Source organism: Mesorhizobium sp. M0119 (assembly GCF_040322615.1).
Lineage (GTDB): Bacteria > Pseudomonadota > Alphaproteobacteria > Rhizobiales > Rhizobiaceae > Mesorhizobium.
In genome coordinates this window covers 12,501-35,828 of record NZ_JAMYTU010000046.1, presented here as the reverse complement: position 1 = coordinate 35,828, position 23,328 = coordinate 12,501, and the positions used below count along the sequence as shown (strand labels likewise).

Genomic DNA, 23,328 nt, shown 5'->3' with positions numbered 1-23,328 from the left:
GCTTTCTCCTCCCCGCGCCTTCTCTCGCCGCGCGCCTCCCGCGCCCCCTCCCCGGGCTGTGGTTTCTCCTTTCGCCCGCGGGGACAATAAATCCCGCCGTGCCCCGGGCCCTGGGGGCCCCCCGCGCCCGTCTTGGCACCCCCCGAAGTCTTGGCACCCCCCGCAAACGGCAATTCGAAATTGAGCGGCGCCATCACCGCACGTCCGTTGACGAGCTTGCCGTCGATGAGGTTCATCGGCGGCGAGCCGACGAAGCTCGCCACGTAGGTGTCGCGCGGATTGTTGTAGATCTCGTAGGGCGTGCCGGTCTGGACAATGCGGCCATGGTTGAGCACGCCGACCTTGTCACCCATCGACATCGCCTCGATCTGATCGTGCGTCACGAACAGGAAGGTGGCGCCAAGCTGCATCTGCAGGTTCTTCAATTCGGTGCGCAGCGCCTCGCGCAATTTAGCGTCGAGCGCCGACAACGGCTCGTCCATCAGGAATACCCGCGGCTTGCGCACGATGGCGCGACCGATCGAGACGCGCTGCATCTCGCCGCCTGAAAGCCTGTCGGTCTTGCGGTCGAGCAGATGCTCGATCCGCAGCGTCCTGGCCGCGCGGTCAACACGATCCTTGATCTCGGCATCGGGCAGCCGGCGGATCTTCGGCTTCAGCGGAAATTCGAGGTTTTCGCGCACCGTATAGCGCGGATAGAGCGAATATTGCTGCAGCACCAGCGCCACGTCGCGCTCGGCCGCGCCCCAGTCGGCGACATCGACGCCGTCGATGAAGACCTGACCTTCGCTCGGTTTTTCCAGGCCGGCAATCATGCGCAGCGTCGTCGTCTTGCCGGCGCCGGTCTCGCCAAGCAGGACGAAGAACTCGCCATCGGCGATGTCGAGATCAAGCCCGGTCAAGGCGGTGTGGTTGCCGAACTTCTTCGAGATGTTCTTGAGCTGGATGTGGGCCATCAGAGTCTCACTCCCAGCGATTTGCCGCTCGCCGTGTCGAAGAAATGCGCCTGGCTGGGATCGATTCTGACGAAGACCCTTTCGCCGGGGCCGCTAATGAAGCCGCTCTTGGTGCGCGCACGCAGCATCTTGGAGCCGACCTTGAGGTCGACGATGTCGAAGGACCCGAGCGGCTCGACGATCTGCGTCTCTACCGGCAAGAACCCTTCGGCGGCTTCGCGGCGGACGAGGACGCCTTCCGGCCGGATGCCGAGCGCGAGCTGGCCGCCGGCATGGCCGTTGAGCTTCGACAGCAAGGCGCGCGGGAATTCGAAACCGGCGGCCGCATCGCCGACCGTGACCGAGGCCGACGAGGCTTTCTCGGTCACCGAAGCGTCGGCGACGTTCATCACCGGGCTGCCTACAAATTGCGCGACGAAAAGATTCGCCGGATGCGAATAGACCTCATCCGGCGAGCCGACCTGCTGCAGCACACCTTCATGCATGATGACAATGCGGTCGGCGAGGCTCATCGCCTCGATCTGGTCGTGGGTGACGTAGATGCTGGTCGAGCCCTGCTTGATGTGCAGCCGCTTGATCTCGGCCCGCATCTCCTCGCGCAGCTTGGCATCGAGAGCGCCGATCGGCTCGTCCATCAGCATCGCCTTCGGCCGCCGCACCAAGGCTCGGCCGATCGCGACGCGCTGCATGTCGCCGCCCGACAGCGCCGACGGTTTCTTGGCGAGGAGATCGCTGATCTGCAGCGTCTTGGCGACCGAGCGCACCTCGCTGTCGATCTCGGCCTTGCTCTTGCGCGTCGCTCTCAGTGGAAAGGCGATGTTCTCGTAAACGCTCATATGCGGATAGAGCGAAAACGATTGGAAGACCATGGCGATGTCGCGGTCGGCGGCCTTGAGGTGCTGGACCGGCTTGCCGTCGATGAGGATGTCGCCGCCGTCGATCGTCTCCAGTCCGGCAACGGCCCTGAGTGTCGTCGTCTTGCCGCAGCCCGACTGGCCGAGCAGCACGATGAACTCGTTATCGTCGATCTTCAGGTTGAGGTCCTTGATGACCTGGACGGCGCCGAAATATTTCTGGACGCTACGAAGCTCGATCTGGGTCAATGCTGTGCCCCCGGATTTGCCCCTTGCCCGGTGCCGGCCTTCTCCTCCGGCGCGATCTTGGAGGTGATGTTGAAGCCGATCAGGCCGATCAGGATGATGGTCACGCCATAGCTGTGCAGCAGCATGTTCCACGGCTGGCAGAGCGCGATGATACCGAGCACCATCAGCACCTGGCTGCCCGGTTCGAGATATTTCTGGTTTATGTCGCGAAAGCTCATTTGCGGATTGCTCCGAAGGACATGCCGCGCAACAGATGGTTGCGGAGCAGGAAGGTGAAGATCGCCACCGGCAGCAGGAACAGGAAGGTTCCGGCGGCAATCACCGTCCAGTCCGGCAGGCCGGAACCGACCTGGCTGGGGATGAAGGGCGGTGCTGTCTGGGCACGGCGGCTGGTCATGATCAGTGCGAAGGCATATTCGTTCCACGCCGTGATAAAGCAGAACACGGCGGTGGCGGCGATGCCGGTGGCGGCCTCGGGCAGCACGATCTTGAAGAAGGCCTCCATGCGCGTATAGCCGTCGACGAGGGCCGCCTCCTCATACTCCTTGGGGATCTCGTCCATGAAGCCTTTCATCAGCCACACCGAGAAGGACAGGTTGAAGGCAGTGTAAAGGATGATCAGGCCGATATGGGAATCGTTGAGGCCGACCGCCCGGTACATCAGGAACATCGGAATGGCGACGACCACCGGCGGCAACATGCGCGTCGACAAGATGAAGAACAGTAGGTCCGCCTCGCCTTTTACTTTGAACCGCGAGAACCCATAGGCGGTGAAGGTGCCCATGCCGACGGCCAGGACGGTCGAGGTTATGGCAACGATCAGCGAGTTCATGAAACGGCTCGGATAGCCCGACCACTGCACCTGGCCCTTGCCGTCGCGCACGATCTTTTCGCCGCCATTGAAGACGACGCGCTCCCACCACGGCGCAGCCGCGTACTCCTCCGGCGACGGCGGGCTGCGCAGCTGCGAACGCTTGGTGAACAACTTGACGAAGGGCGATATCTCCGGCTGGAAAACCACCGTCGGCGGAATGGTGGTGGCGAGGTTGCGCGGCTTGAACGCCGTCGAGGCGATCCAGTAGATCGGCGCCAGGAAGATGATCGTCACCAGCAGGACAGCGACGATGGCGACCCGGTTGAAGGTGATTTCGGAAGAAGTGCGGACTGCGGCCATCTCAGCGCTCCTTCACCTTGTTGAGGTATTTGACATAGATGTTGGTGATCGCCAGCACCATGATCAGCACGATGTAGGCGAGCGCGCAGGAACGCCCGGTCTGCCATTCCTGGAACGCCATCTTGTAGAGCCGAATCGAGATCAGCTCGGCCGTCGGCTGGCTGGTCAGGATGTAGGCGAGGTCGAAGGTCTTAAACGCCTCCATGGTGCGGAAGATGACCGCGATCATCAGGATCGGCGCAACCAGCGGCAGCGTTATGCGGAAGAAGGTGTAGAACGGCCCGGCCCTGTCGATCGCGGCTGCCTCGTAGAGATGCTTGGGCACGGCCGACAGCCCGGCCAGCGACAACAGCATGACGAAGGGCGACCACATCCAGATGTCGGTCAGCGCGACCGCATAGAGCGCCATTTTCGGATCCGACAGCCATTCGAAGGTGCCGAGGCCCAGCGCATAATTGATGATGCCAAAGGACGGATCGTAGAGCAGCTTCCAGAACAGGCCGACGACGGCCATCGACAGCATCATCGGCAACAACAGGAGCGTCGTCAGCAGGCCCTTGAGCGGAATGTCGCGGTTGAGCAGCATGGCCACGCCGAAGCCGACGAGCAGCTGGCCGGCGACCGAGATGATGACGTATTTTGCGGTGATGGCGAAGTTGGACCAGACATAGGGATCGCTGAGCAGGTCGCGATAGTTTTGCAGCCCGACGAAATTCGCCGCCGCGCTGGTCGAGGCGCGGAAATCGGTGAACGAATAACCCAGCGAATAGATCAGCGGGAAAATGTTGAAGACGATCAGAAACAGGATCGTCGGGATGATGAAGAGATTGCGGATCGAAATATCGCTTAGACCGCGAGCGGCCGCCCGCGAGGACCTGTCCAGCGTGGTGATCATCGTGGTCGCCAAGACCCTGCTCCCGGTTCAAGAATCAGAAAAAGAAACGGAGGAGGCACGAACGCCCCCTCCGTGAAACTTCATGCTTATTGGCCGCGGCCGTATTTCTTGAAGGTCGCGTTCCAGTCGGCTGCCAGTGCGTCCAGCGTCTCCTTGGCGGTGCCTTCGCCGCCGATCATGTAGGGATAGATGCGCTGGTTGAGCTGCTGCAGCAGTTCCGCATATTCCGGAACCGCCCAGAAGTCCTTGACCTTGAACATGGTCTCGTAGAACGCCTTGTTATAGGGCGTGGCGTTCTGGAATTCGGGCGACTTGAGCACGGCGGCACTGCAGGTGTAGCCGCCAAGCGCCGCCCATTTCTTCTGGGTCTCGTCCTTGATGAACCATTCCAGGAACTTCGTCGCCTCTTCCTGCTTCTGCGAGTAGGAAACGATGGAGATGCCCTGACCGCCGAGTGCGGCGAACTGGTCGCCGTTCGGGCCGGGAGGATTGGCGAAGAAACCGGTGTTCTTGGCATTCGGGTTCGACGCCTCGTTGATCAGCGAGGGGAAGAACGCGAAGTAGTTCATGCTCATCGCGGCCAGGTTTTCAGTGATCGCCTGGTTGTCCTCGACGAAGAACGACTTGGCCCAGCCCGGAGGCGTGAACTTGTAGAGTTCCTTGTAGGCGTCGAGCGCCGCGATCGCCTTGTCGGAGTTGATGAAGCCGTCGACCTTGTAGGTCTTATAATCACCCAGCTCGCCGCCAAAGGAGAACAGCGCGTTTTCGAAGCCCATTGCCATCGCGTCATACGAATTGTCGGTGTAGATGGCGATGCCGTATTTTTTCTGGTCCGGCCGGTAGAAGAACTCGGCGATGTCGCGCAGCGCCTTGAAATCCTTCGGCACGTCGAGATCGTAGCCATACTTGGCCTTGAAGGCTTCCTTTTCCTTCGGATCCTCGAACCAGTCCTTGCGGTAGGACCAGCCGACGGCGTCGCCTTCAAGCGGGATGGCCCAGTACTTGCTGCTGCCGCCCGGATATTCGGCGTAGTACTTCACCGTCGCCGGTGCCATCACGTCGCCGACCTTGTGCTTGTTGAAGAAGTCGGTCAGGTCGACATAGTGGCCACCGGTCGAGCCGGCACCGAGCCATTGCGAGTCGCCGACGACCATATCATAGGCATCGCCATGGGCGTTGAACTCGGTGAAGGCCTTGGTCTGGAAGTCGGGCCACGGTGTGGTTTCCACCGTGATCTTGACGCCGGTTTCCTTCTCGTACTCGTTGCCGAGTTCCTGCAGGTAATTGGCCGGATCCCATTCCGCCCAGAAGATTGTAAGTTCCTTTTCCTGCGCGTAGACGGACGTTCCGCAGGCGAGCACTAGGCCGATACCAGCAAGCAAGCTGGTCATTGTCTTGCGCATAATGATTTCCTCCCTTGTGCGCATTCTACCGCGTCATGCGAGCCGGCGGCGAGGCCGGCCCTGGTAGTCCTCCCGTGACGGCCCCGCTCCGGTTTTTGAGCCTCCTCGTTCGACCGAAACGGAACTTAGCCTTCACCCTTTCATCCGCATTATTTGTCCTGATCTGGTATTACCAATTTCAGACGAACGTCAAGCCCTTTCTTGGACGGTCGCGGACACGCAAACAAGTTGGTTTCTGCGATATCTGCCTGTTTTCCCTGAATTTTCCTACTCCTTGATACATGAATGCCTTGCTTGGGCCGCTGCATCGCTAGTAGTATGAATAGTCAGGTTGAAAATCTGGTCGAACCAGATTGGCGTTATCTAGCGGCCGACGTCGGCGCGATCCCATCTCCTTCAACCATCGATTCGGTCATCGCCGCGCGCACCAGAGCGCCGGCCGCCCATTGCGCAACCGACATCATACTGCGGCTATCCAATCCCCATATATCCTTCAATACGATCAGCATCTCAACACCGAAGATCAATGACAGCGCCTGCGCGAGCCGCTTGAATTCGCGCGGCGGCAACCGGCCTTTGAGTGGCGCGATCGCATCTTTCAAAAGATCGACGCGATGGCCGCGCGTGAAGGCAGGTTCGCCGTCAAGCGTGCCTGCCTGTCGCTGCGCCCACTGGTCGAGCGACAGTTTCAGCGCCGCCTTGAACGTCGCTTCGAAGACCTCGATGCGCGGCATGGCGGTCTCGAACAGCTCGGCGACCCGGCGCTCGGGATCGGCAGAGCTCGATTTCCAGGTAAGGATCGGCCCAAGCCCCTCATCGACCACCGCCTGCACCAGCGCCGCCTGGCTCGGAAAATACCGATAGGCGGTGGCGCGCGAGACTTCCGCTGCCTCCGCCACCTCGCTGACGGAGGGCGTGGCGCCCGCCTGCATCAGCTTTGTCGCCGTCTCCAGCATGAGACGCCTGGTGCGCGCGCGGGCCCCGCGCTCTACCCGCGGGTTCGGCCCTTGGCCGGCATCGTCGTCCATTGCCGCTTGTTGACGTGAGACATCCATGTCAATACGATACGCGCGTCTCAAAAAATTGCAATGGCCCTTCGCCAGTCGAACGGCCGGGCAAAGGGGCGGCGGCGCCGAACACGGCCAAGACCGGGGAAACGCGATGAAGCGCATCTATGTGGTGGGCACCGCCGACACCAAGGGCGAGGAACTCGCTTTTCTGGCCGATGCGGTCGCCGCAACCGGCGCATCGGTTGCCCGTATCGACATCGGAACACGCGGCGCGACCGTGCCGGTCGATGTTTCGGCAGACGAGGTCGCCAGCCGCCATCCCGAGGGTCGCAATGCCGTGCTCGGCGTCGACGATCGCGGCACTGCGGTGGCGGCAATGGCCGCCGCCTTTGCACGGTTTGTCCAGTCGCGCAGCGATATTGCCGGGATTATCGGCATTGGCGGCGGTGGCGGCACCTCGATCATCACCGCAGGCATGCGCACGCTGCCACTCGGTCTGCCCAAGATCATGGTTTCGACCTTGGCCTCCGGTGACACCGCGCCCTATGTCGACGTCTCCGACATCGTCATGATGCCGTCGGTGACCGACATGGCCGGCCTCAACCGGCTTTCGCGTGTCGTGCTGCACAATGCCGCCCAGGCGATATCAGGCATGGCGGCAAAGCCGGCGCCGCCGGCCGACGGCAGACCCTCGATCGGCCTGACCATGTTCGGCGTCACCACGCCATGCGTGACCGCGATCGCCGATGAGCTTCGTTCCACCTATGACTGCATGGTCTTTCATGCCACCGGACCCGGCGGCCGCACCATGGAAAAATTGGCCGACAGCGGCCTGTTGTCCGGCGTCATCGACATCACAACGACCGAAGTCTGCGACTTGCTGTTTGGCGGCGTGCTGCCGGCGACCGAAGATCGCTTTGGTGCCATCGCCCGCACCGGGCTGCCTTATGTCGGCTCGGTCGGCGCGCTCGACATGGTCAATTTCTGGGCGCCGCCAACAATTCCGGAACGCTATCGCGGCCGGCTATTCTATGAGCACAATCCAAACGTCACACTGATGCGCACCACCGCCGACGAAAGCAGAATGATCGGCGAATGGATCGGTACAAGGCTGAGTCTCTGCCAGGGTCCGGTTCGCTTCCTCATTCCGGAGAAAGGCGTGTCGGCGCTCGACATCGAAGGCGGCGCCTTCTTCGACCCTGAAGCCGATGCAGCTTTGTTCGAAGCGATCGAGCGCACCATCAAGCCCGACAAAAAGCGCCGCGTGCTGCGCTTGCCGCTGCATATCAACGACCCCGAATTCGCCTGGGCTGCCACCACGGCCTTCCTCGAGATCGCCAGACAGTGAGACACCAAGACATGGCCGCCATACCGCGCAAGAAAATCCTGGAGAAATTCCGCAAGATGATCGCGGACGGCGTGCCGATCGTCGGCGGCGGTGCCGGCACCGGCCTGTCGGCCAAGGCAGAGGAAGCCGGCGGCATCGACCTGATCATCATCTACAATTCCGGCCGCTACCGCATGGCCGGGCGCGGCTCGGCCGCCGGCCTGCTCGCCTATGGCAACGCCAACGAGATCGTCAAGGAGATGGCCTACGAAGTGCTGCCGGTAGTGAAGAAGACGCCGGTGCTGGCCGGCGTCAACGGCACCGATCCCTTCGTCATCATGCCGCTGCTTTTGACCGAGTTGAAGACGATGGGCTTTTCCGGTGTGCAGAACTTTCCGACCATCGGCCTGTTCGACGGCCAGATGCGGCAGAGTTTTGAAGAAACCGGCATGGGCTTCGGGCTCGAGGTCGACATGATCGCCGAGGCTCACAAACTCGACCTGTTGACCACGCCCTATGTCTTCAACCCAGACGAGGCGCGCGCCATGACAAAAGCCGGCGCCGACATCGTCGTCGCCCATATGGGGGTGACCACCGGCGGCTCGATCGGCGCGACATCGGCCAAATCGCTGGACGACTGTATAGGGGCGATCGACGCCATCGCCGAAGCGGCACGCTCAGTGCGCGAGGATATAATCCTGCTTTGCCATGGCGGGCCGATCTCGATGCCGGACGACGCCAAATATATTCTCGAGCGCTGCAAGGGCCTGCACGGGTTCTATGGCGCCAGTTCGATGGAGCGGCTTCCGGCAGAAGCCTCGATCGCCAGGCAAACGGCGGATTTCAAGGCCGTCACGTTCGGCGCTGCGTAGAAGACCAGCAAAAAGAAGGGTGGGACGATGACCGACAACAGCAAGGTATTCGTATATCCAAAAGACGTCAGCGCCTTCGGCTTCGACTGGGGCAGGCTGTCGCTGACGGTCGCTCCCGAAGTGAACGGCGCGAAGCGATTTTCCGGTGGTGTCGTCGACCTGCCGTCGGGCAAGGGCCATACGCGTCATAACCACCCGGGTGCGGAGGAGATTATCTTCGTCATCTCAGGCAGTGGCGAGCAGATGGTCGAAGACGAGAAGGGCAACCCGGTCGTCGAGAAAGTCGGCCCCGGCTGCACCATCTATGTGCCGGAAAGCCGCTTCCATTCGACACTCAATACCGGCGACGGGCCGATGCAGCTTTTCGTCGTCTATTCGCCGGCCGGGCCGGAATTGGCACTGCGCGACCTGCCGGATTTCAGGCTGCTGCCGCCAGAGTAAACATGACGTCTTGCGATCATAGGTCCAGTCCAAGCTTCATTGCGCGAGCGAATTTCGCCAGGCGTTGGACGCCTGTATCACCACCTATACGGCGCGGAGATACAGGGGCGTCACGGTCATGGCGAAATCCCTCCCAATCGTCGAAATGCTGCGCCCAAAAACGCAAACACTGTTCGGCTTCTTCGCGCCCCAGCTGCCAAAGTACAAATCGAACAGCATTTTCAGGGAACATGAAGCCCGGAACTTCAGAACATGCGACCTGTTCGGCTAATTTGCGCGGAACGTCGAAACGCTCGAAGAGCGGCAGGACAGTCGTTTGGATGTTGGCAACGATGTTCGCGATTTCAGCCTGGCGGGTGTGCGGGTTTGCGATGTTCCATGTCCGCCAATGATGCGGGGTTCGCAAATTGCCAAGCTGTCCACCGGCGACCCAATCGCTGGCACTGGCGGGCCAAGCGCTTCGCTCGTCCCACTCTTTTATTGCCTTGCTGTAGACCGACGCATGCACGACGAGTTCGGCGTACTCGCCGCCGACATTCAGATAGTTTGATTGAAAGGAGATTTTGAATGTCCAGTCGCCGGCCCGGCAACTCGCATGAGGACCGCTTTTCGCAAAGCGGAACCCAATCGGTTCGAACCCCATGGAGATCTGCTCGCACCCGTCGATAAAGACCTGCTTGGGCAGTTCGCGTTCCATATCGGTAAATGCTCGCTGGAGTAGCCAATTATTTGCTCGGACGAGGTAATCTCAAGAACGGGCTAGGTACCAGCGCCTAAGCCGCCCCCGCCCCTGTTCCAGCCCCGGCCCCGATCGCCGAACATGACGTAGCCGGCACCGGTCACCGCCACCGTGTCCTCCAGCTTGATGAAGCCGCGCGTCGGGTGGAGCATGGTCGTCTCGACCGAAAGCACCATGTTCTTCTCCAGCGGCTTTGCGGCATAGGTGCCTTCATAGGTCACCGGATGGTTGGTCATCAGGAACGGCGCTTCATGCGTGATCAGCCCCATGCCATGCGCGAAGAAATCGGTATAGGGCGCAACCTTCGACTTCTTCAGCACGCCTTCGGCATGAGAAATCATGTCACCGCCCAGCGTGCCCGCCTTGACCTTGGAGAAGGCCGCCTGCTGCACTGTCTCGATCTCGGCCAGCAGATCCTCGAGTTCGGCGTCAGGCTCACCCAGCACGCCCATACGGCAGAGGTCGCCGATATAGCCGTGGTAGTTGCCGCCGGAATCGATCGACATCACCTCGCCCTTCTTCCACGCCTGCGGCGAGGCGGCACGGTTGTGGCTGGAGCCTAGCGTCAACAGGCAATATTCGAAATGCGCGCCGCGATTGGTCTCCTCGCGCCTGAGCTGTTCGATGATCTCGCTCTTGGTCGTGCCTTCGCGTGCCCAGCCGATGGTCGCCAGCATGGAATCGGTGATCAGCTCCGAAGCGATGCGCAGCTTTTCCAACTCGGCCTCGGTTTTGATTGCCCGCATGCGCTCCAGCATATCAGTCGCGTCGATCAGCTTGGCATCCGGCAGCGCGTTGCGGATCAGCATATAGGCGTCGGATGGCAGGAAGGCGGGCTCGATGCCGATGCGGGCAATGCCCTTGCCTAACTTTCGCAAGTGCTCGACCGCCAGATTGGCGGCATCGAGCGTGCCCCAGCAGGCGGCATGCAGTGTCGGCGTCCAGAACGGATGGTTCTGGTGCTCGCCGCCTTCCATGCGGTTGCCGATATAGGCGGCGTGCTCCGGCCCGCCTTTCTCATAGACGACAACAGGCAGATAGCGGCTATGGCCGATCGCATCCATGGCGGCGAAGAAGATGAACTTGTAGCCGCCAAGCAGATATTGCGTGTTGTGCTTGGAAGTGGCGAGCAGCACGTCAATGCCGGCCTCCTCCATCAGCCCATCCACCCTGGCTTGGTCGAACGGCACGCTGCCGACGGCATTCTTGCCTGGGGCAATGTTCATGTCTCTCTCCCTGAATCCCTTAGCCGGCCGCTCGCCGGCACCGGCTTTGCCGGCTCTGATCCTCGGCTATGCTTAAATCTGCATCATTTTGCCCGATGTGGTCCAGCCAGAATGGGCGAACCAGCCCCAAAAGCTGCTCCACCTGCTGCACTTTACTCCAGCCTGGTCTTGCCAGAACCGCGCATCGAACCGTTTCGGTACAACTGGTCCAGCGGACGGAAATTTCAAAGCCACGTGGGGATGCGCCAATTCCGTCTCTGGCGAAACCCCGGACAAGGCCCATAATCAGCTTTGCAGGATGCTTACGAGCGTCCGAGGGGTACGGCGGACCCGGCCGGGTCCGCGGAGAGGACGGAGTTCGATCATGCCAGAGTTCACCATTTCCAGACGTACAATGCTGGCCGGTTCGGCATTGCTGCTGGCCTCCACCGCGATGCCGGCGATCGGCTCGGCGCAGACGCCGAGAAAGGGCGGACGACTGGTTGTCGCCGCTGATTCCGAGCCGCGCAACCTCAATCCGGCGATTGTCGCCTCGAACGGCGTCTTCTTCATTTCGAGCAAGATCGTGGAAACCTTGGCCGAGGCCTCTTTCGGCGGCAAGGACGGGCTCGATCCGCGCCTGGCGCTCAGTTGGGAAGGCGCCGCCGACGGCCTGTCGGTGACGTTCAAGCTGCGCGAGGGCGTCAAATGGCATGACGGCAAACCCTTCACCTCAGCCGATGTCGCCTTCTCGGCGCTGCAGGTCTGGAAGCCGCTGCAGAATCTCGGCCGCACCGTGTTCAAAGATCTGGAGGCGGTCGACACGCCGGACGAGGCAACCGCCGTGTTTAAATTCGCCAGGCCGACACCGTTCCAGCTGATCCGCAACGCCTTGCCGGCGCTGAGCAGCGTGGTGCCCAAGCACATCTACGAGACCGGAAAGATCGAGGACAACCCGGCCAACAACGCCCCGGTCGGCACCGGACCGTTCAAATTTGCCGAACACAAGCCCGGCGAATATTACCGGTTGGAGAAGAACACCGACTATTGGGGCAAGGACGAGCCCTATCTCGACGAGATCATCTATCAGGTGCTGCCGGACCGCACGTCGGCGGCCAGCGCCCTGGAAGCCGAAGAGATCCAGCTCGCCGCGTTCTCCGCCGTGCCCCTGGCCGATCTCGACCGCATCTCCAAAGTGCCCGGTCTCAAGGTGATCACCAAGGGTTATGAAGGACTGACCTATCAGCTCGTCGTCGAGATCAATCATCGCCGCAAGGAGCTGGCCGACCTGAAAGTACGCCAGGCGATCGCTCACGCCATCGACAGGGATTTCGTCGTCAAGACGGTATTCCTTGGCTATGCCGCGACCGCCACTGGCCCGGTGCCGAAAAACGACCCGCAATTCTACACCGCCGACGTGCCGACCTACGCCTTCGACGTCGCCAAGGCCAACGCCTTGCTTGACGAGGCCGGCTACAGCCGAGGCGATGACGGCAAGCGCTTTTCACTGAGGTTGCTGCCGGCGCCCTACTTCAACGAAACCAAGCAGTTCGGCGACTATCTGCGCCAGGCGCTCGCCGCCATCGGCATCGACGCCCAGCTGGTCAACAACGACTCTGCCGCGCACATCAAGGCTGTTTACACCGACCACGCCTTCGACCTTGCGGTCGGGCCGCCGGTGTTCCGCGGCGATCCGGCGATCTCGACCACCATCCTGGTGCAGAGCGGCATTCCCGACGGCGTGCCCTTCTCCAACCAGGGTGGCTACAAGAACGCCGATCTCGACGCCCTGATCGCCAAGGCATCGGAGACGCTCGACACCGCCGCCCGTACCGAACTCTACAAGGAGTTCCAGAGAAAAGTTGCCGCCGACCTGCCGCTGATCAACGTCGCCGAATGGAGTTTCATCAGCGTCGCCCGCGACACGGTCAAGAACATCGCCAACAACCCGCGCTGGGCGGTATCGAACTGGGCGGACACTTGGCTGCAGGCTTAGGTAGGTCGGCTCAAGGCTTGCACATCGCCTATGTGGGTGCTCAGCTTCGGCAATGAGAGTTCCTTCGCGCCCTCTGTCCTGCCGGACATCTCCCCCACGAGGGGGGAGATCGGCTGTCATTGTCGCTTTCGCCAATCTCCAGCGTTGCAAGGCCGGCAACGCCGAAGCTGCCAATCTCCCTCCTTGTGGGGGAGATGTCCGGCAGGACAGAGGGGGGCGCCGTAGAGCGCGGCGCCGAAAACTTGGCTCTCCTATCGGCGTTGCGCCATGACCCGCGCCGTCATCCTCCTTCGCCGCCGTCTCGTCGGCAGCATCTTCGTGCTGCTGATTGTCGTCATCGGCACCTTCCTGTTGCTCGAAGCCGCTCCCGGCGACGCGGTCGATGCCTACATCGTCTCGACCGGCGGCGACGCCGGGATGATCGAGCTGTTGCGCCATCGCTGGGGTCTCGATCAGTCGGAGCTGACGCGGCTCGCCAATTATCTTTGGGCGCTGCTGCATCTCGATCTCGGCCAATCGGTCACCTTTTCGCGGCCGATCCGCGATATCATGCTCGAGCGCCTGCCCAACACGCTGCTGTTGATGGGCAGCGCCACCGCGCTCTCCTTCGGTCTCGGCTCGGCGTTCGGCATCTATGCCGGCGCCAGACCCGGCAGCTTCCGCGATCGCTTTCTCTCCATCGGTTCGCTGGCGCTCTATGCCGTGCCGGGCTTCTGGCTCGGGCTTGTGCTGATCATTGTCTTCGCCGTCGACCTGCACTGGTTTCCGATCGGCGGCATCGAGAGTATCGCCTCGGCCAGGACCGGCCTCGATCGCGCCGCCGATATCGCCCGCCATCTCGTCCTGCCGGTTTCGGCGCTCGGCTTCATTTATCTCGCGCTCTATCTGCGCATGATGCGCGCCGGTATGGCCGAGGTGTGGCGACAGGACTTTGTGCTGGCCGCCCGTGCCAAGGGACTTTCCCGCCGTCGCATCGTGCTCGCTCACGTCGCCCGTAACGCGCTGTTGCCGCTGGTCACCATGCTCGGCCTGCAGTCCGCGCAAATGCTGGGCGGCAGCGTCGTCATCGAAAGCGTCTTTTCCGTGCCAGGCCTTGGCCGGCTGGCGCAGGAAGCGGTGGCGGCACGCGACACGCCGTTGCTGCTCGGCATCATTCTCGTCAGCGCCGTCCTGGTCGTCATCATCAACCTTCTCGTCGACATCGCCTACGCCTTCCTCGATCCGCGCGTCGGGGCCAGTGAGGCCGGCGCGTGAACCCGCTTCGCCGCTTTCTCCGGACCCCGGAAGCGATCGCCGGGGCGGTCATCCTGGCGGCGCTGTTTGCCGTGGCGCTTGCCGCACCTTTGTTCTTTCCCGGCGATCCGCAGGCAATTGCCGGGCCGGCATTGCTGCCGCCGTTCCAGGACTGGTCGTTGCCACTGGGCTCCGACCGCCTCGGCCGTGACGTGCTTGCCGAGCTCTTCCATGGCGCCCGTACCTCGCTGGCGGTCGGGCTGGCAGCAGCAGCCGCCGCCCTTGCCGTCGGCGCCGTGATCGGCACGTTGGCCGGCTTTGCCGGCGGCCTTGTCGACGAGGTGCTGATGCGCATCACCGACGCTTTCCAGACCGTGCCAGCCTTCCTGCTGGCTTTGGCTTTCGTCAGCATCGTCGGGCCGTCGCTCGGCGTCGTGGTCGCGGCGATCGCACTGGGCGCCTGGACCGGACCGGCACGCGTGGCGCGAGCCGAAGTGCTGTCGATCCGCGAGCGCGATTTTGTTGCCGGCGCCCGCGTCATCGGCATGCATCCGCTGGAGATCGCCTTTCGCGAGGTGCTCCCCAATGCGCTGCCGCCGGTAATGGCTTTGTCGTCCGTGATCGTCGCCGCGGCGATTCTCACCGAAGCGGCATTGTCCTTTCTCGGCCTCGGCGATCCCAACCGGGTTACCTGGGGCGGCATGATCGCCGAAGGCCGCTCCGTGCTGCGCACCGCGCCGTTCCTGTCGATCATTCCAGGTGTAGCACTCGTGCTGACCGTGCTCGGTGTGTATCTCACCGGCGAAGGCGTCGTCGAGACCACGGCGATGAGGAGGAGCCTGTCGTGACGGCGCTTGCTTCGATCCGCAATCTGACGGTGACCTATCGCCGCGACGGCGCCGAGGTGGCGGCGCTGAAGAATGTCGGCTTCGACATCACCGCCGGCGAGCGCTTTGCCATCATCGGTGAAAGCGGTTCGGGCAAGAGCACGTTGGCGCTGGCCATTGCCGGGCTGCTGCCGGCCACCGCCAGGATCGAAGGCCGCATCGATTGGCTCTTGCGCGCGCCGCCAATGTTTGGTGCCAAGGCACCCCCCTCTGTCCTGCCGGACATCTCCCCCTCAAGGGAGGAGATCGGCAGTTCCGCAGCCGGTTCCTTTCCGCCAGCTCCGGTGATTGGCGAAGGCAGAGATGAAAGCGCAATCTCCCCCCTTGAGGGGGAGATGTCCGGCAGGACAGAGGGGGGTGCGACGAGACGCCAACCTAAATTCGGTCCCCTCGGTGGCCTGGACATCGGCTTCATCTTCCAGGACCCATCCGCAAGTCTCGATCCGGTGATGCCAATAGGCAAGCAGATCGCGGAAGTCGCCTACACCCATCTCGGCCTCAGTTGGCGAGACGCCTATGCCAGGGCAAAAACCCTGCTCGAACGTGTCCGTCTGCCCGATCCCGATGCCGCTTTGCGCGCCTTTCCGCACCAGCTCTCAGGCGGCCAGAAGCAGCGCGTGGCGATCGCCGCCGCGATTGCGGCCCGGCCGAAACTGCTGATCGCCGACGAGGCGACCAGCGCGCTGGACACCATCGTGCAGGCCGAGATCGTCGCACTAATCCGGCAGTTGGTGGCCGAGGACGGCGTGACGCTGCTGTTCGTCAGCCACGACATCGCGCTGGCCGCTGAGCTGGCAGAGTGCATCGCGGTGTTCCGGCACGGCGAGCTGCTCGAGCTCGGTTCGACCGCCCAAATCGTCAGTGCGCCGCGTCACGCATACACTCGTGTGCTGCTTGACGCTCATCTCGGCCTCGACGCCGAGCCGCTGTTGCGGCGAACATGACCAACCCGCTGCTCGCCGTTTCCGGCCTGACCAAACGATACAGTCGCGGCGGCAAGATCATCGCCGCGGTCGACGACGTTTCCTTCCACATCGAACCCGGCGAGACGCTGGCGCTGGCCGGACCTTCCGGCAGCGGCAAGTCGACGATAGCTCGGCTCATACTGCGGCTCATCGAAGCCGACGCTGGCCAGGTCGAATTTGAAGGCAGCGATCTCCTGTCGCTGAACGGCGCTGCCTTGCGCGACCGGCGCGCTCGTCAGCAGATGGTGTTTCAGGATCCGCTCGCCGCCTTGAACCCGCGCGCCACGGTGGCGCGTGTGCTCGACGACCCCTTGCGCATTCATCATATCGCCTCTCGTGCCGAGCGTCCGCGCCGCATTGCCGCTCTGCTGGAACGCGTCGGCCTCAGCCCCGGTCTCGCCAGCCGCGCCATTCACGAAATCTCCGGCGGTCAGCGCCAGCGCGTTGCAATCGCCCGCGCCATCGCCACGAAACCGTCGCTGGTCGTGCTCGACGAGGCCGTGTCGGCGCTCGACGTTTCGGTGCGCGCGCGGATCCTGCGGCTGCTGCTCGACCTTCAACGCGAGGAGCGCATCGCCTATCTGTTCATTTCGCACGATCTCGGCGTCGTCCGTGCCATCGCCCACCGCGTCGCCATTCTGGACGCCGGGCGCATTGCCGAGAGCGGCGATGCCCGCACCGTCATCGACGCGCCGCAATCCGCGATCGGCAAGGCGCTGGTGGCGGCAGCGCCAAGAGTGTCAAGGATCGAACAGGACGCATCATGACCGACGTCGAAGCCCGAGCCGAAAAACTGTCGCGCGAACTCGATTCCGCCTTCCGCAACCGCGCCGATCTCTATCGTCTGTTGCTCGACGAGCTAACCGCGGAAGTTGGCGCGGAAAGGGCTGAGGCGATCATGATCCGCACCATCGATCGGCGCGGCAAGGAGGTTGCGGCGGCGGCCTTCGCCGATTTCGGTCCGAACGACGCGCCGGCAATCGGCGAGGCGTTCCTCGCCGTCAGCCCGGATGGCGGCCGCATCTATCCGACCGACGTCGAACGCGGTCCGGACCGCATCGCCTTCAAGGTCAGGCGCTGTCCGCTGAAGGACGCTTGGGTCGAAGCCGGCGTCGGCGACGAGAAGCTCGCCACGCTCTGCTGCATCGCCGGCGCCTTCGACCGTGGCCTGTTCGAGGCCACCGGAGTGCGCTTCGACAACGTCACCTGGACGCCGGGCCACGGTTCCGGTTGCTGCCACATCGCCTTGACCAACCGGGATGCCGGCTAGAGCCGCATCCATGCAGCACATTCAGGTGTCGGCGAGATTGTGGAATTCCGTCCCCGCGCGCGCTGTTCCGGTGTTTGGCAGCACGCCCCAAAACAAAAACCCCGGCGCCGTAGGGCTACCGGGGTTCGATATCAAAACGAAAACGGCCCGCACAAGGCGGGCCGTTTTCGTATTTGGTTGCGGGGACAGGATTTGAACCCGTGACCTTCAGGTTATGAGTCGGACAGCCAATTATTTAAGTAATTGAAATTTAAATCAAAAGATCGGTAGTCATAATATTTGTGCGAAGATTTGTGCGAGTTTGTGCGCCTGATTCGTGGCCAACGCACGTTTTCTTATACCATGTAACCACTTGATTCCTAAAGAAGTTTACAAGTCCCCTTCTCCCGCCGTTCGGAAGTCTCCCGAATTCTTCACCGCCTGCTTCGTCTGGAGCCACCGCTCGCTCTCAAAAGGAAGGGATGAGCGGTGGCGAGAAGAAGCAAGGAGAGCCTGCCTTTGGTGGAGCCGTAAGCCCGTTAAGCCGGGCTGAAAGCACGGTAGCGATCGGCGCCATGATCCTCATCGGGAACTGCGCGGCTGAAGAGATACCGACAAGAAATGCTGAGCTTCTCTCTCGCGTACTTCTTACACTCATTTCAGCAGCGGCGATGTCGGTACGTGTACTATGAACCAGCCGCCGAGTGGCCTGGCTAAGGGCGTGCGACGTATGCTCATTTCCAAGAAGGAGCGTCTTTCCAAACCGAAAGAGTTCGAACTCCTGGCGCCTGAGAGCTGGATGCTGTCGGATCCCTCCGCAAGGCCTCGGAGCGTTTCGGCTTCCGGTGCTGCCGTCCAAAGTATATGATCTAGCTAGCCCGCCGCACGAAGCGAAAGACGCTTGAACAACAACCATCGTAGCCGTGATGCCAGGGGTGCTTGCGGTTGGCCGCTACTTGGAATGACCAGAGCCAGTACGGCGAGGTGAAATTCCCCTGATGGAGGGGCAAATGGGAATCCAAACAGCAACATACGCAATCGCTTTTTCGATAGCAGCTTCGGCTTGGGCAACTCCGGCAGCTCCCGAAAAACCCCCTGAGGTGCTCATAGAAGCGACAATAGAGCGTGGCGGCGATTTCTTAGCCTTCGGTTTTGACTCTCTCTGGATGATGAGTGGCCGTAAGCTTGTTCGGATCAATCCAGACGACAACTCTGTTACCGACATTCCCATTGAGGGGGCTGTCGGCAGTTACCGCGGGATTTCCGTCGGCGAGGGCGCCGTCTGGGTGCCGGATGTCGGCAGCAAGACAATCTACAAGGTAGACCCGCACGCAAACAAAATCGTCCTGCAAATACCGTCCCTCCTATTCGACAGCGAAGGTAGCATCGGAGTCGGTGAAGGTGCCGTATGGGCCGTCACCGGTAGCAATGGCCAGATCCTGGCTCGCTATGATGCTCAGACTGCGAACGAGGTCGCGAAGGTACCGCTGCCATCTGCCAGCTCCGGCGTAGTCGCAGACTTCGGGTCCGTCTGGGTTACAGGAACTGCGAAGAGTGAATTGTACCGTGTCGATCCGAAAACGAATCAGATCGTTAGGACAACTGCTCTCAACCCAGAGCCGCGGTTCCTGACGTCCGGCGAAGGATCGATCTGGGTCCTCAATCAGGGCGACGGAACCGTCCAGCGGATCGATGGCAAAACCGGTGAGGTTCTCGCCACCATCGAGGCTGACGCCGCCGGAAAGGGCGGCGATATAGCAGTCGGAGGCGGCTTTGTCTGGGTATCAACGATACTCGTCCCGGTCATTCGCATTGACCCGAATACGAACTCGTTCAGTGGCAAGTTCAAGCGCCCATCCGGAGTGTACCTAGGCGACGGTATCCGTTATGGAGATAATTCGCTATGGATCTCCGGCAACTCGATCTTCCGCATCAAGCCGCCGGAATAGTTCGTTGCCGCGTGGCTCTTGAGCTTTTGGCGCGAACTCGATTCTGTCCGTTATTGGCGGATAACCCATGGGGTTTCAACACTATCGACCCCTTCCGGACCTTCCGCTTTAGAAATCAAACTCCTTCAGGAGGAGCGAAAAGCAGTTCACGTCTTCCTCCGTGGTGATCCGGTGGTGGTCGCCGGGGTAGAGAGTTACCACGAAGCCGTTCGGTCGAGTCTTCACTGCAGCGTAAGGAATTCTTTGGCAGTCTCCATCCTCAGGATCGCCCTTGCAGCACGCAAAAGGATAGGTCCATCGGTTGGCGGCCTCATGTGCGTCTGCAAAATCAGGATGAATTGACGAGAAGAGAGCTGTATCCATGCAGCACATTCGGGTGCCGGCGAGGACGTGAAACTCCGTCCCGCCCGCGGTGCTCTCCGGTGTTTGGCAGCACGCCCCAAAACAAAAACCCGGCGCCGTAGGGCTACCGGGGTTCGATGCATTTTGTGCAGGGGTGGTATCAAAACGAAAACGGCCCGCACAAGGCGGGCCGTTTTCGTATTTGGTTGCGGGGACAGGATTTGAACCTGTGACCTTCAGGTTATGAGCCTGACGAGCTACCGGGCTGCTCCACCCCGCGTCAACCCTAAAGGTAAGCCTTGGCTCACCGAATTCAAGCTTCCGCCAAATGAAAGGGCCGCTTGCGCGGCCCGGAGTCCCGTTGGCGGGCCTGTTCGTAAGGAGAAGATTAAACAACGTGCGCTTGGCAGACCTGGCAGCGACCTACTCTCCCGCGTCTTGAGACGAAGTACCATCAGCGCTGGAGCGTTTCACGGCCGAGTTCGGAATGGGATCGGGTGCAGCCGCTCCGCCATAACCACCAGGTCGGCAAAACGCACGTTGCTCGAGAAGCTGTTTTCTGTGCCATCCATCGTGTCAGGCGACAATCCTTCGGATTGCGCCGAGATGGGCATTAGGAATGAGAACGATCAAGCCGATCGAACTATTAGTACCGGTAAGCTTCAAGCGTTGCCGCTCTTCCACACCCGGCCTATCAACGTGGTCGTCTTCCACGGTTCTCAGGGAATACTCGTTTTAAGGTGGGTTTCCCGCTTAGATGCCTTCAGCGGTTATCCCGTCCGGATATAGCTACCCTGCTATGCGGCTGGCGCCACAACAGGTCCACCAGAGATCCGTCCATCCCGGTCCTCTCGTACTAGGGACAGATCCTTTCAATATTCCTACACCCACGGCAGATAGGGACCGAACTGTCTCACGACGTTCTGAACCCAACTCACGTACCGCTTTAAATGGCGAACAGCCATACCCTTGGGACCTGCTCCAGCCCCAGGATGCGATGAGTCGACATCGAGGTGCCAAACAACCCCGTCGATATGGACTCTTGGGGGTCATCAGCCTGTTATCCCCGGCGTACCTTTTATCCGTTGAGCGATGGCCCTTCCACGCGGGACCACCGGATCACTATGACCGACTTTCGTCTCTGCTCGACTTGTCAGTCTCGCAGTCAGGCAGGCTTATGCCATTGCACTCAGCGAACGATTTCCGACCGTTCTGAGCCCACCATCGCGCGCCTCCGTTACTCTTTAGGAGGCGACCGCCCCAGTCAAACTACCCACCATACATTGTCCCGGACCCGGATAACGGGCCGCGGTTAGACATCCATAGTGATAAGGGTGGTATTTCAAGGGTGGCTCCACCTGAGCTGGCGCCCAGGTTTCAAAGCCTACCACCTATCCTACACATGCCACTACGAATGCCAATGTAAAGCTATAGTAAAGGTGCACGGGGTCTTTCCGTCTAACCGCAGGAACCCCGCATCTTCACGGGGAATTCAATTTCACTGAGTCTATGCTGGAGACAGCGGGGAAGTCGTTACGCCATTCGTGCAGGTCGGAACTTACCCGACAAGGAATTTCGCTACCTTAGGACCGTTATAGTTACGGCCGCCGTTTACTGGGGCTTCGATTCAGAGCTTGCACCCCTCCTCTTAACCTTCCAGCACCGGGCAGGCGTCAGACCCTATACGTCGTCTTGCGACTTCGCAGAGCCCTGTGTTTTTGATAAACAGTCGCTACCCCCTGGTCTGTGCCACCCTCCCATGCTTGCGCATGAAAGGGTCACGCTTCTTCCGAAGTTACGCGTGCAATTTGCCGAGTTCCTTCAGCATAGTTCTCTCAAGCGCCTTGGTATACTCTACCAGTCCACCAGTGTCGGTTTCGGGTACGGTCTATAAGGAGGAGCTATTTCCTGGAACCACGCAGCAGCCCTTTCAATCCGATAAGATTGGACTACCTCAATGATCCGTCACTTCCTCCAGGCCCACGAATATTAACGTGGTTCCCATCGTCTACGCATTTCTGCCTCGACTTAGGGGCCGGCTAACCCTGCTCAGATTAGCTTTAAGCAGGAACCCTTGGACTTTCGGCGGGGGAGTCTCTCACTCCCCTTACGTTACTCATGTCAGCATTCGCACTTCTGATACCTCCACCACCCCTCACGGGTATGGCTTCATCAGCTTACAGAACGCTCCGCTACCGCTTGCATTGCTGCAAACCCTAAGCTTCGGTGTATGGCTTTAGCCCCGTTACATTTTCGGCGCAAAGACCCTTATTTAGACCAGTGAGCTGTTACGCTTTCTTTAAATGATGGCTGCTTCTAAGCCAACATCCTGGTTGTTTTGGGATCCTCACATCCTTTCCCACTTAGCCATAACTTGGGGACCTTAGCTGTAGGTCAGGGTTGTTTCCCTTTTCACGACGGACGTTAGCACCCGCCGTGTGTCTGCCGACTATTACTCCCAGGTATTCGGAGTTTGGTTAGGTTTGGTAATCCGGTGAGGACCCCTAGCCCATCCAGTGCTCTACCCCCTGGGGTATTCGGTCGACGCTCTACCTAAATAGATTTCGCGGAGAACCAGCTATTTCCGAGTTTGATTGGCCTTTCACCCCTAGCCACAAGTCATCCCGAACTATTGCAACAGTTATGGGTTCGGTCCTCCAGTAAGTGTTACCTTACCTTCAACCTGCTCATGGCTAGATCACTCGGTTTCGGGTCTAATGCGACGAACTGAACGCCCTGTTCAGACTCGCTTTCGCTGCGCCTACACCTATCGGTTTAAGCTTGCTCGTCACACTAAGTCGCTGACCCATTATACAAAAGGTACGTGGTGACCCTTGCGGGCTCCCACTGTTTGTAGGCAATCGGTTTCAGGTACTCTTTCACTCCCCTTGTCGGGGTGCTTTTCACCTTTCCCTCACGGTACTAGTTCGCTATCGGTCATGCACGAGTACTTAGGCTTGGAGGGTGGTCCCCCCAATTTCAGACAGGATTTCACGTGTCCCGCCTTACTCGAGGACGATGATTTGCATTACGCGTACGGGGCTGTCACCCACTATGGCCCTACTTTCCAGAAGGTTCCGCTTGTCTCATCATCGCCACTGGCCTGGTCCGGGTTCGCTCGCCACTACTTCCGGAGTCTCGGTTGATGTCCTTTCCTACGGGTACTTAGATGTTTCAGTTCCCCGCGTTCGCCACTTTACCCCTATTTTATTCAGGGTAAGTTACCTATTATCGATACTTGGAAACCACAGCAGCAAGTTGCCCTGCTGCTCTGATTTTCCAAGTACCTTAGGTGGGTTTCCCCATTCGGAAATCTACGGATCAAAGGGTATTCGCACCTCCCCGTAGCTTATCGCAGCGTATCACGTCCTTCATCGCCTGTGCATGCCAAGGCATCCACCAATTGCCCTTAAGACACTTGATCGTTCTCATTGCCAATGCCCACCTGCGCGATCTCGAAGAGATCGTCGCTTCAGCGAAATCCTGTGCGGGATTATCGCTGGATGTCATTGGCACAAAAAGACCAGCTTCTCGAGATCGGTTCGAGGGTGCGGTTAGGCAAACCCATCATATGCGGGAGAT

The 23,328-nt window shown here is 60.6% G+C and carries 20 protein-coding genes, 1 tRNA gene and 2 rRNA genes; 10 read left to right on the top strand and 13 right to left on the bottom strand.

Annotated features, from left to right (window positions below; translation table 11 throughout):
• From NKJ40_RS27280 to NKJ40_RS27250, 7 genes are all read right to left on the bottom strand, one after another.
• On the bottom strand, window positions 1-956 hold a 956-nt coding region (locus tag NKJ40_RS27280; protein ID WP_352468721.1), incomplete at its 3' end, for an ABC transporter ATP-binding protein.
• The gene (locus tag NKJ40_RS27275; protein ID WP_352468720.1) at window positions 956-2,059 is read right to left on the bottom strand and encodes an ABC transporter ATP-binding protein; all 1,104 of its coding nucleotides are present in this window, start codon (window positions 2,057-2,059) and stop codon (window positions 956-958) included. The genes NKJ40_RS27280 and NKJ40_RS27275, both read right to left, overlap by 1 nt.
• Window positions 2,056-2,277 carry a hypothetical protein gene (locus tag NKJ40_RS27270; protein WP_023675179.1) on the bottom strand — a complete coding sequence of 74 codons (222 nt, stop codon included), beginning with the start codon at window positions 2,275-2,277 and terminating at the stop codon, window positions 2,056-2,058. The genes NKJ40_RS27275 and NKJ40_RS27270 overlap by 4 nt, the downstream gene beginning before the upstream one ends.
• Window positions 2,274-3,233 carry a carbohydrate ABC transporter permease gene (locus tag NKJ40_RS27265; protein WP_292661213.1) on the bottom strand — a complete coding sequence of 320 codons (960 nt, stop codon included), beginning with the start codon at window positions 3,231-3,233 and terminating at the stop codon, window positions 2,274-2,276. The genes NKJ40_RS27270 and NKJ40_RS27265 overlap by 4 nt, the downstream gene beginning before the upstream one ends.
• A gap of 1 nt (window position 3,234) precedes the next feature.
• Window positions 3,235-4,140 carry a carbohydrate ABC transporter permease gene (locus tag NKJ40_RS27260; protein ID WP_023722315.1) on the bottom strand — a complete coding sequence of 302 codons (906 nt, stop codon included), beginning with the start codon at window positions 4,138-4,140 and terminating at the stop codon, window positions 3,235-3,237.
• A 74-nt stretch (window positions 4,141-4,214) separates the two neighbouring features.
• A complete protein-coding gene (locus tag NKJ40_RS27255) occupies window positions 4,215-5,531 on the bottom strand; it encodes an ABC transporter substrate-binding protein (RefSeq protein WP_023722314.1) in 1,317 nt (438 codons plus the stop codon).
• Window positions 5,532-5,890: 359 nt separating this feature from the next.
• Entirely contained in the window at window positions 5,891-6,586 is a 696-nt protein-coding gene (locus tag NKJ40_RS27250) for a TetR/AcrR family transcriptional regulator (protein ID WP_502903765.1), read from the bottom strand.
• Between the two features lie 106 nt (window positions 6,587-6,692).
• Here NKJ40_RS27250 and NKJ40_RS27245 point away from each other — a divergent pair, with 106 nt between their 5' ends.
• From NKJ40_RS27245 to NKJ40_RS27235, 3 genes are read left to right on the top strand one after another with little or no spacing between them, the layout of a single operon-like run.
• Window positions 6,693-7,889: a Tm-1-like ATP-binding domain-containing protein gene (locus NKJ40_RS27245; RefSeq protein WP_352468718.1), complete on the top strand. Its 1,197-nt coding sequence runs from the start codon at window positions 6,693-6,695 to the stop codon at window positions 7,887-7,889.
• 11 nt (window positions 7,890-7,900) lie between these two features.
• Entirely contained in the window at window positions 7,901-8,740 is an 840-nt protein-coding gene (locus NKJ40_RS27240) for a phosphoenolpyruvate hydrolase family protein (RefSeq protein ID WP_352468717.1), read from the top strand.
• A gap of 27 nt (window positions 8,741-8,767) precedes the next feature.
• Window positions 8,768-9,181, top strand: a complete 414-nt coding sequence (locus NKJ40_RS27235) for a cupin domain-containing protein (RefSeq protein WP_352468716.1) — start codon at window positions 8,768-8,770, stop codon at window positions 9,179-9,181.
• A gap of 16 nt (window positions 9,182-9,197) precedes the next feature.
• Here the strand turns inward: NKJ40_RS27235 and NKJ40_RS27230 are convergent, their stop codons facing one another.
• Entirely contained in the window at window positions 9,198-9,878 is a 681-nt protein-coding gene (locus NKJ40_RS27230) for a DUF4304 domain-containing protein (protein WP_352468715.1), read from the bottom strand.
• A gap of 62 nt (window positions 9,879-9,940) precedes the next feature.
• Window positions 9,941-11,146 carry a M24 family metallopeptidase gene (locus NKJ40_RS27225; RefSeq protein WP_352468714.1) on the bottom strand — a complete coding sequence of 402 codons (1,206 nt, stop codon included), beginning with the start codon at window positions 11,144-11,146 and terminating at the stop codon, window positions 9,941-9,943.
• A 364-nt stretch (window positions 11,147-11,510) separates the two neighbouring features.
• On the opposite strand from NKJ40_RS27225, the gene NKJ40_RS27220 reads away from it, so the two are divergent.
• The 7 genes from NKJ40_RS27220 to NKJ40_RS27190 all read left to right on the top strand — a co-directional run bounded on the left by NKJ40_RS27220 (window position 11,511) and on the right by NKJ40_RS27190 (window position 19,404).
• Window positions 11,511-13,121 (top strand): ABC transporter substrate-binding protein, encoded by a 1,611-nt coding sequence (locus tag NKJ40_RS27220; protein WP_352468713.1) that lies wholly within the window; start codon window positions 11,511-11,513, stop codon window positions 13,119-13,121.
• 267 nt (window positions 13,122-13,388) lie between these two features.
• The gene (locus NKJ40_RS27215) at window positions 13,389-14,375 is read left to right on the top strand and encodes an ABC transporter permease (protein ID WP_352468712.1); all 987 of its coding nucleotides are present in this window, start codon (window positions 13,389-13,391) and stop codon (window positions 14,373-14,375) included.
• Window positions 14,372-15,202, top strand: a complete 831-nt coding sequence (locus NKJ40_RS27210; RefSeq protein ID WP_352468711.1) for an ABC transporter permease — start codon at window positions 14,372-14,374, stop codon at window positions 15,200-15,202. The genes NKJ40_RS27215 and NKJ40_RS27210 overlap by 4 nt, the downstream gene beginning before the upstream one ends.
• Window positions 15,199-16,185 carry an ABC transporter ATP-binding protein gene (locus NKJ40_RS27205; RefSeq protein WP_352468710.1) on the top strand — a complete coding sequence of 329 codons (987 nt, stop codon included), beginning with the start codon at window positions 15,199-15,201 and terminating at the stop codon, window positions 16,183-16,185. The genes NKJ40_RS27210 and NKJ40_RS27205 overlap by 4 nt, the downstream gene beginning before the upstream one ends.
• Window positions 16,182-16,973 (top strand): ATP-binding cassette domain-containing protein, encoded by a 792-nt coding sequence (locus tag NKJ40_RS27200; RefSeq protein ID WP_352468709.1) that lies wholly within the window; start codon window positions 16,182-16,184, stop codon window positions 16,971-16,973. The genes NKJ40_RS27205 and NKJ40_RS27200 overlap by 4 nt, the downstream gene beginning before the upstream one ends.
• Window positions 16,970-17,476 (top strand): L-2-amino-thiazoline-4-carboxylic acid hydrolase, encoded by a 507-nt coding sequence (locus NKJ40_RS27195; protein WP_352468708.1) that lies wholly within the window; start codon window positions 16,970-16,972, stop codon window positions 17,474-17,476. Before NKJ40_RS27200 ends, NKJ40_RS27195 begins: the two co-directional genes overlap by 4 nt.
• A gap of 989 nt (window positions 17,477-18,465) precedes the next feature.
• Window positions 18,466-19,404 (top strand): Vgb family protein, encoded by a 939-nt coding sequence (locus tag NKJ40_RS27190; RefSeq protein WP_352468707.1) that lies wholly within the window; start codon window positions 18,466-18,468, stop codon window positions 19,402-19,404.
• Between the two features lie 108 nt (window positions 19,405-19,512).
• Here NKJ40_RS27190 and NKJ40_RS27185 read toward each other — a convergent pair whose 3' ends face one another.
• The 4 genes from NKJ40_RS27185 to NKJ40_RS27170 all read right to left on the bottom strand — a co-directional run bounded on the left by NKJ40_RS27185 (window position 19,513) and on the right by NKJ40_RS27170 (window position 23,170).
• On the bottom strand, window positions 19,513-19,767 hold the full coding sequence (locus tag NKJ40_RS27185) for a hypothetical protein (protein WP_352468706.1): 255 nt from the start codon (window positions 19,765-19,767) through the stop codon (window positions 19,513-19,515).
• 182 nt (window positions 19,768-19,949) lie between these two features.
• A tRNA-Met gene (locus NKJ40_RS27180) sits at window positions 19,950-20,026 on the bottom strand.
• A gap of 130 nt (window positions 20,027-20,156) precedes the next feature.
• Window positions 20,157-20,271 (bottom strand): 5S ribosomal RNA (gene rrf, locus NKJ40_RS27175).
• 100 nt (window positions 20,272-20,371) lie between these two features.
• Window positions 20,372-23,170, bottom strand: a 23S ribosomal RNA gene (locus NKJ40_RS27170).
• Between the last annotated feature and the right edge of the window lie 158 nt (window positions 23,171-23,328).

Coding starts and splice junctions, on each gene's coding strand:
- NKJ40_RS27270 (WP_023675179.1), bottom strand. CDS start 2,277: ATGAGCTTTCGCGACATAAACCAGAAATATCTCGAACCGGGCAGCCAG.
- NKJ40_RS27265 (WP_292661213.1), bottom strand. CDS start 3,233: ATGGCCGCAGTCCGCACTTCTTCCGAAATCACCTTCAACCGGGTCGCC.
- NKJ40_RS27255 (WP_023722314.1), bottom strand. CDS start 5,531: ATGCGCAAGACAATGACCAGCTTGCTTGCTGGTATCGGCCTAGTGCTC.
- NKJ40_RS27250 (WP_502903765.1), bottom strand. CDS start 6,586: ATGGATGTCTCACGTCAACAAGCGGCAATGGACGACGATGCCGGCCAA.
- NKJ40_RS27245 (WP_352468718.1), top strand. CDS start 6,693: ATGAAGCGCATCTATGTGGTGGGCACCGCCGACACCAAGGGCGAGGAA.
- NKJ40_RS27240 (WP_352468717.1), top strand. CDS start 7,901: ATGGCCGCCATACCGCGCAAGAAAATCCTGGAGAAATTCCGCAAGATG.
- NKJ40_RS27235 (WP_352468716.1), top strand. CDS start 8,768: ATGACCGACAACAGCAAGGTATTCGTATATCCAAAAGACGTCAGCGCC.
- NKJ40_RS27230 (WP_352468715.1), bottom strand. CDS start 9,878: ATGGAACGCGAACTGCCCAAGCAGGTCTTTATCGACGGGTGCGAGCAG.
- NKJ40_RS27225 (WP_352468714.1), bottom strand. CDS start 11,146: ATGAACATTGCCCCAGGCAAGAATGCCGTCGGCAGCGTGCCGTTCGAC.
- NKJ40_RS27220 (WP_352468713.1), top strand. CDS start 11,511: ATGCCAGAGTTCACCATTTCCAGACGTACAATGCTGGCCGGTTCGGCA.
- NKJ40_RS27215 (WP_352468712.1), top strand. CDS start 13,389: ATGACCCGCGCCGTCATCCTCCTTCGCCGCCGTCTCGTCGGCAGCATC.
- NKJ40_RS27200 (WP_352468709.1), top strand. CDS start 16,182: ATGACCAACCCGCTGCTCGCCGTTTCCGGCCTGACCAAACGATACAGT.
- NKJ40_RS27195 (WP_352468708.1), top strand. CDS start 16,970: ATGACCGACGTCGAAGCCCGAGCCGAAAAACTGTCGCGCGAACTCGAT.
- NKJ40_RS27190 (WP_352468707.1), top strand. CDS start 18,466: ATGGGAATCCAAACAGCAACATACGCAATCGCTTTTTCGATAGCAGCT.
- NKJ40_RS27185 (WP_352468706.1), bottom strand. CDS start 19,767: ATGGATACAGCTCTCTTCTCGTCAATTCATCCTGATTTTGCAGACGCA.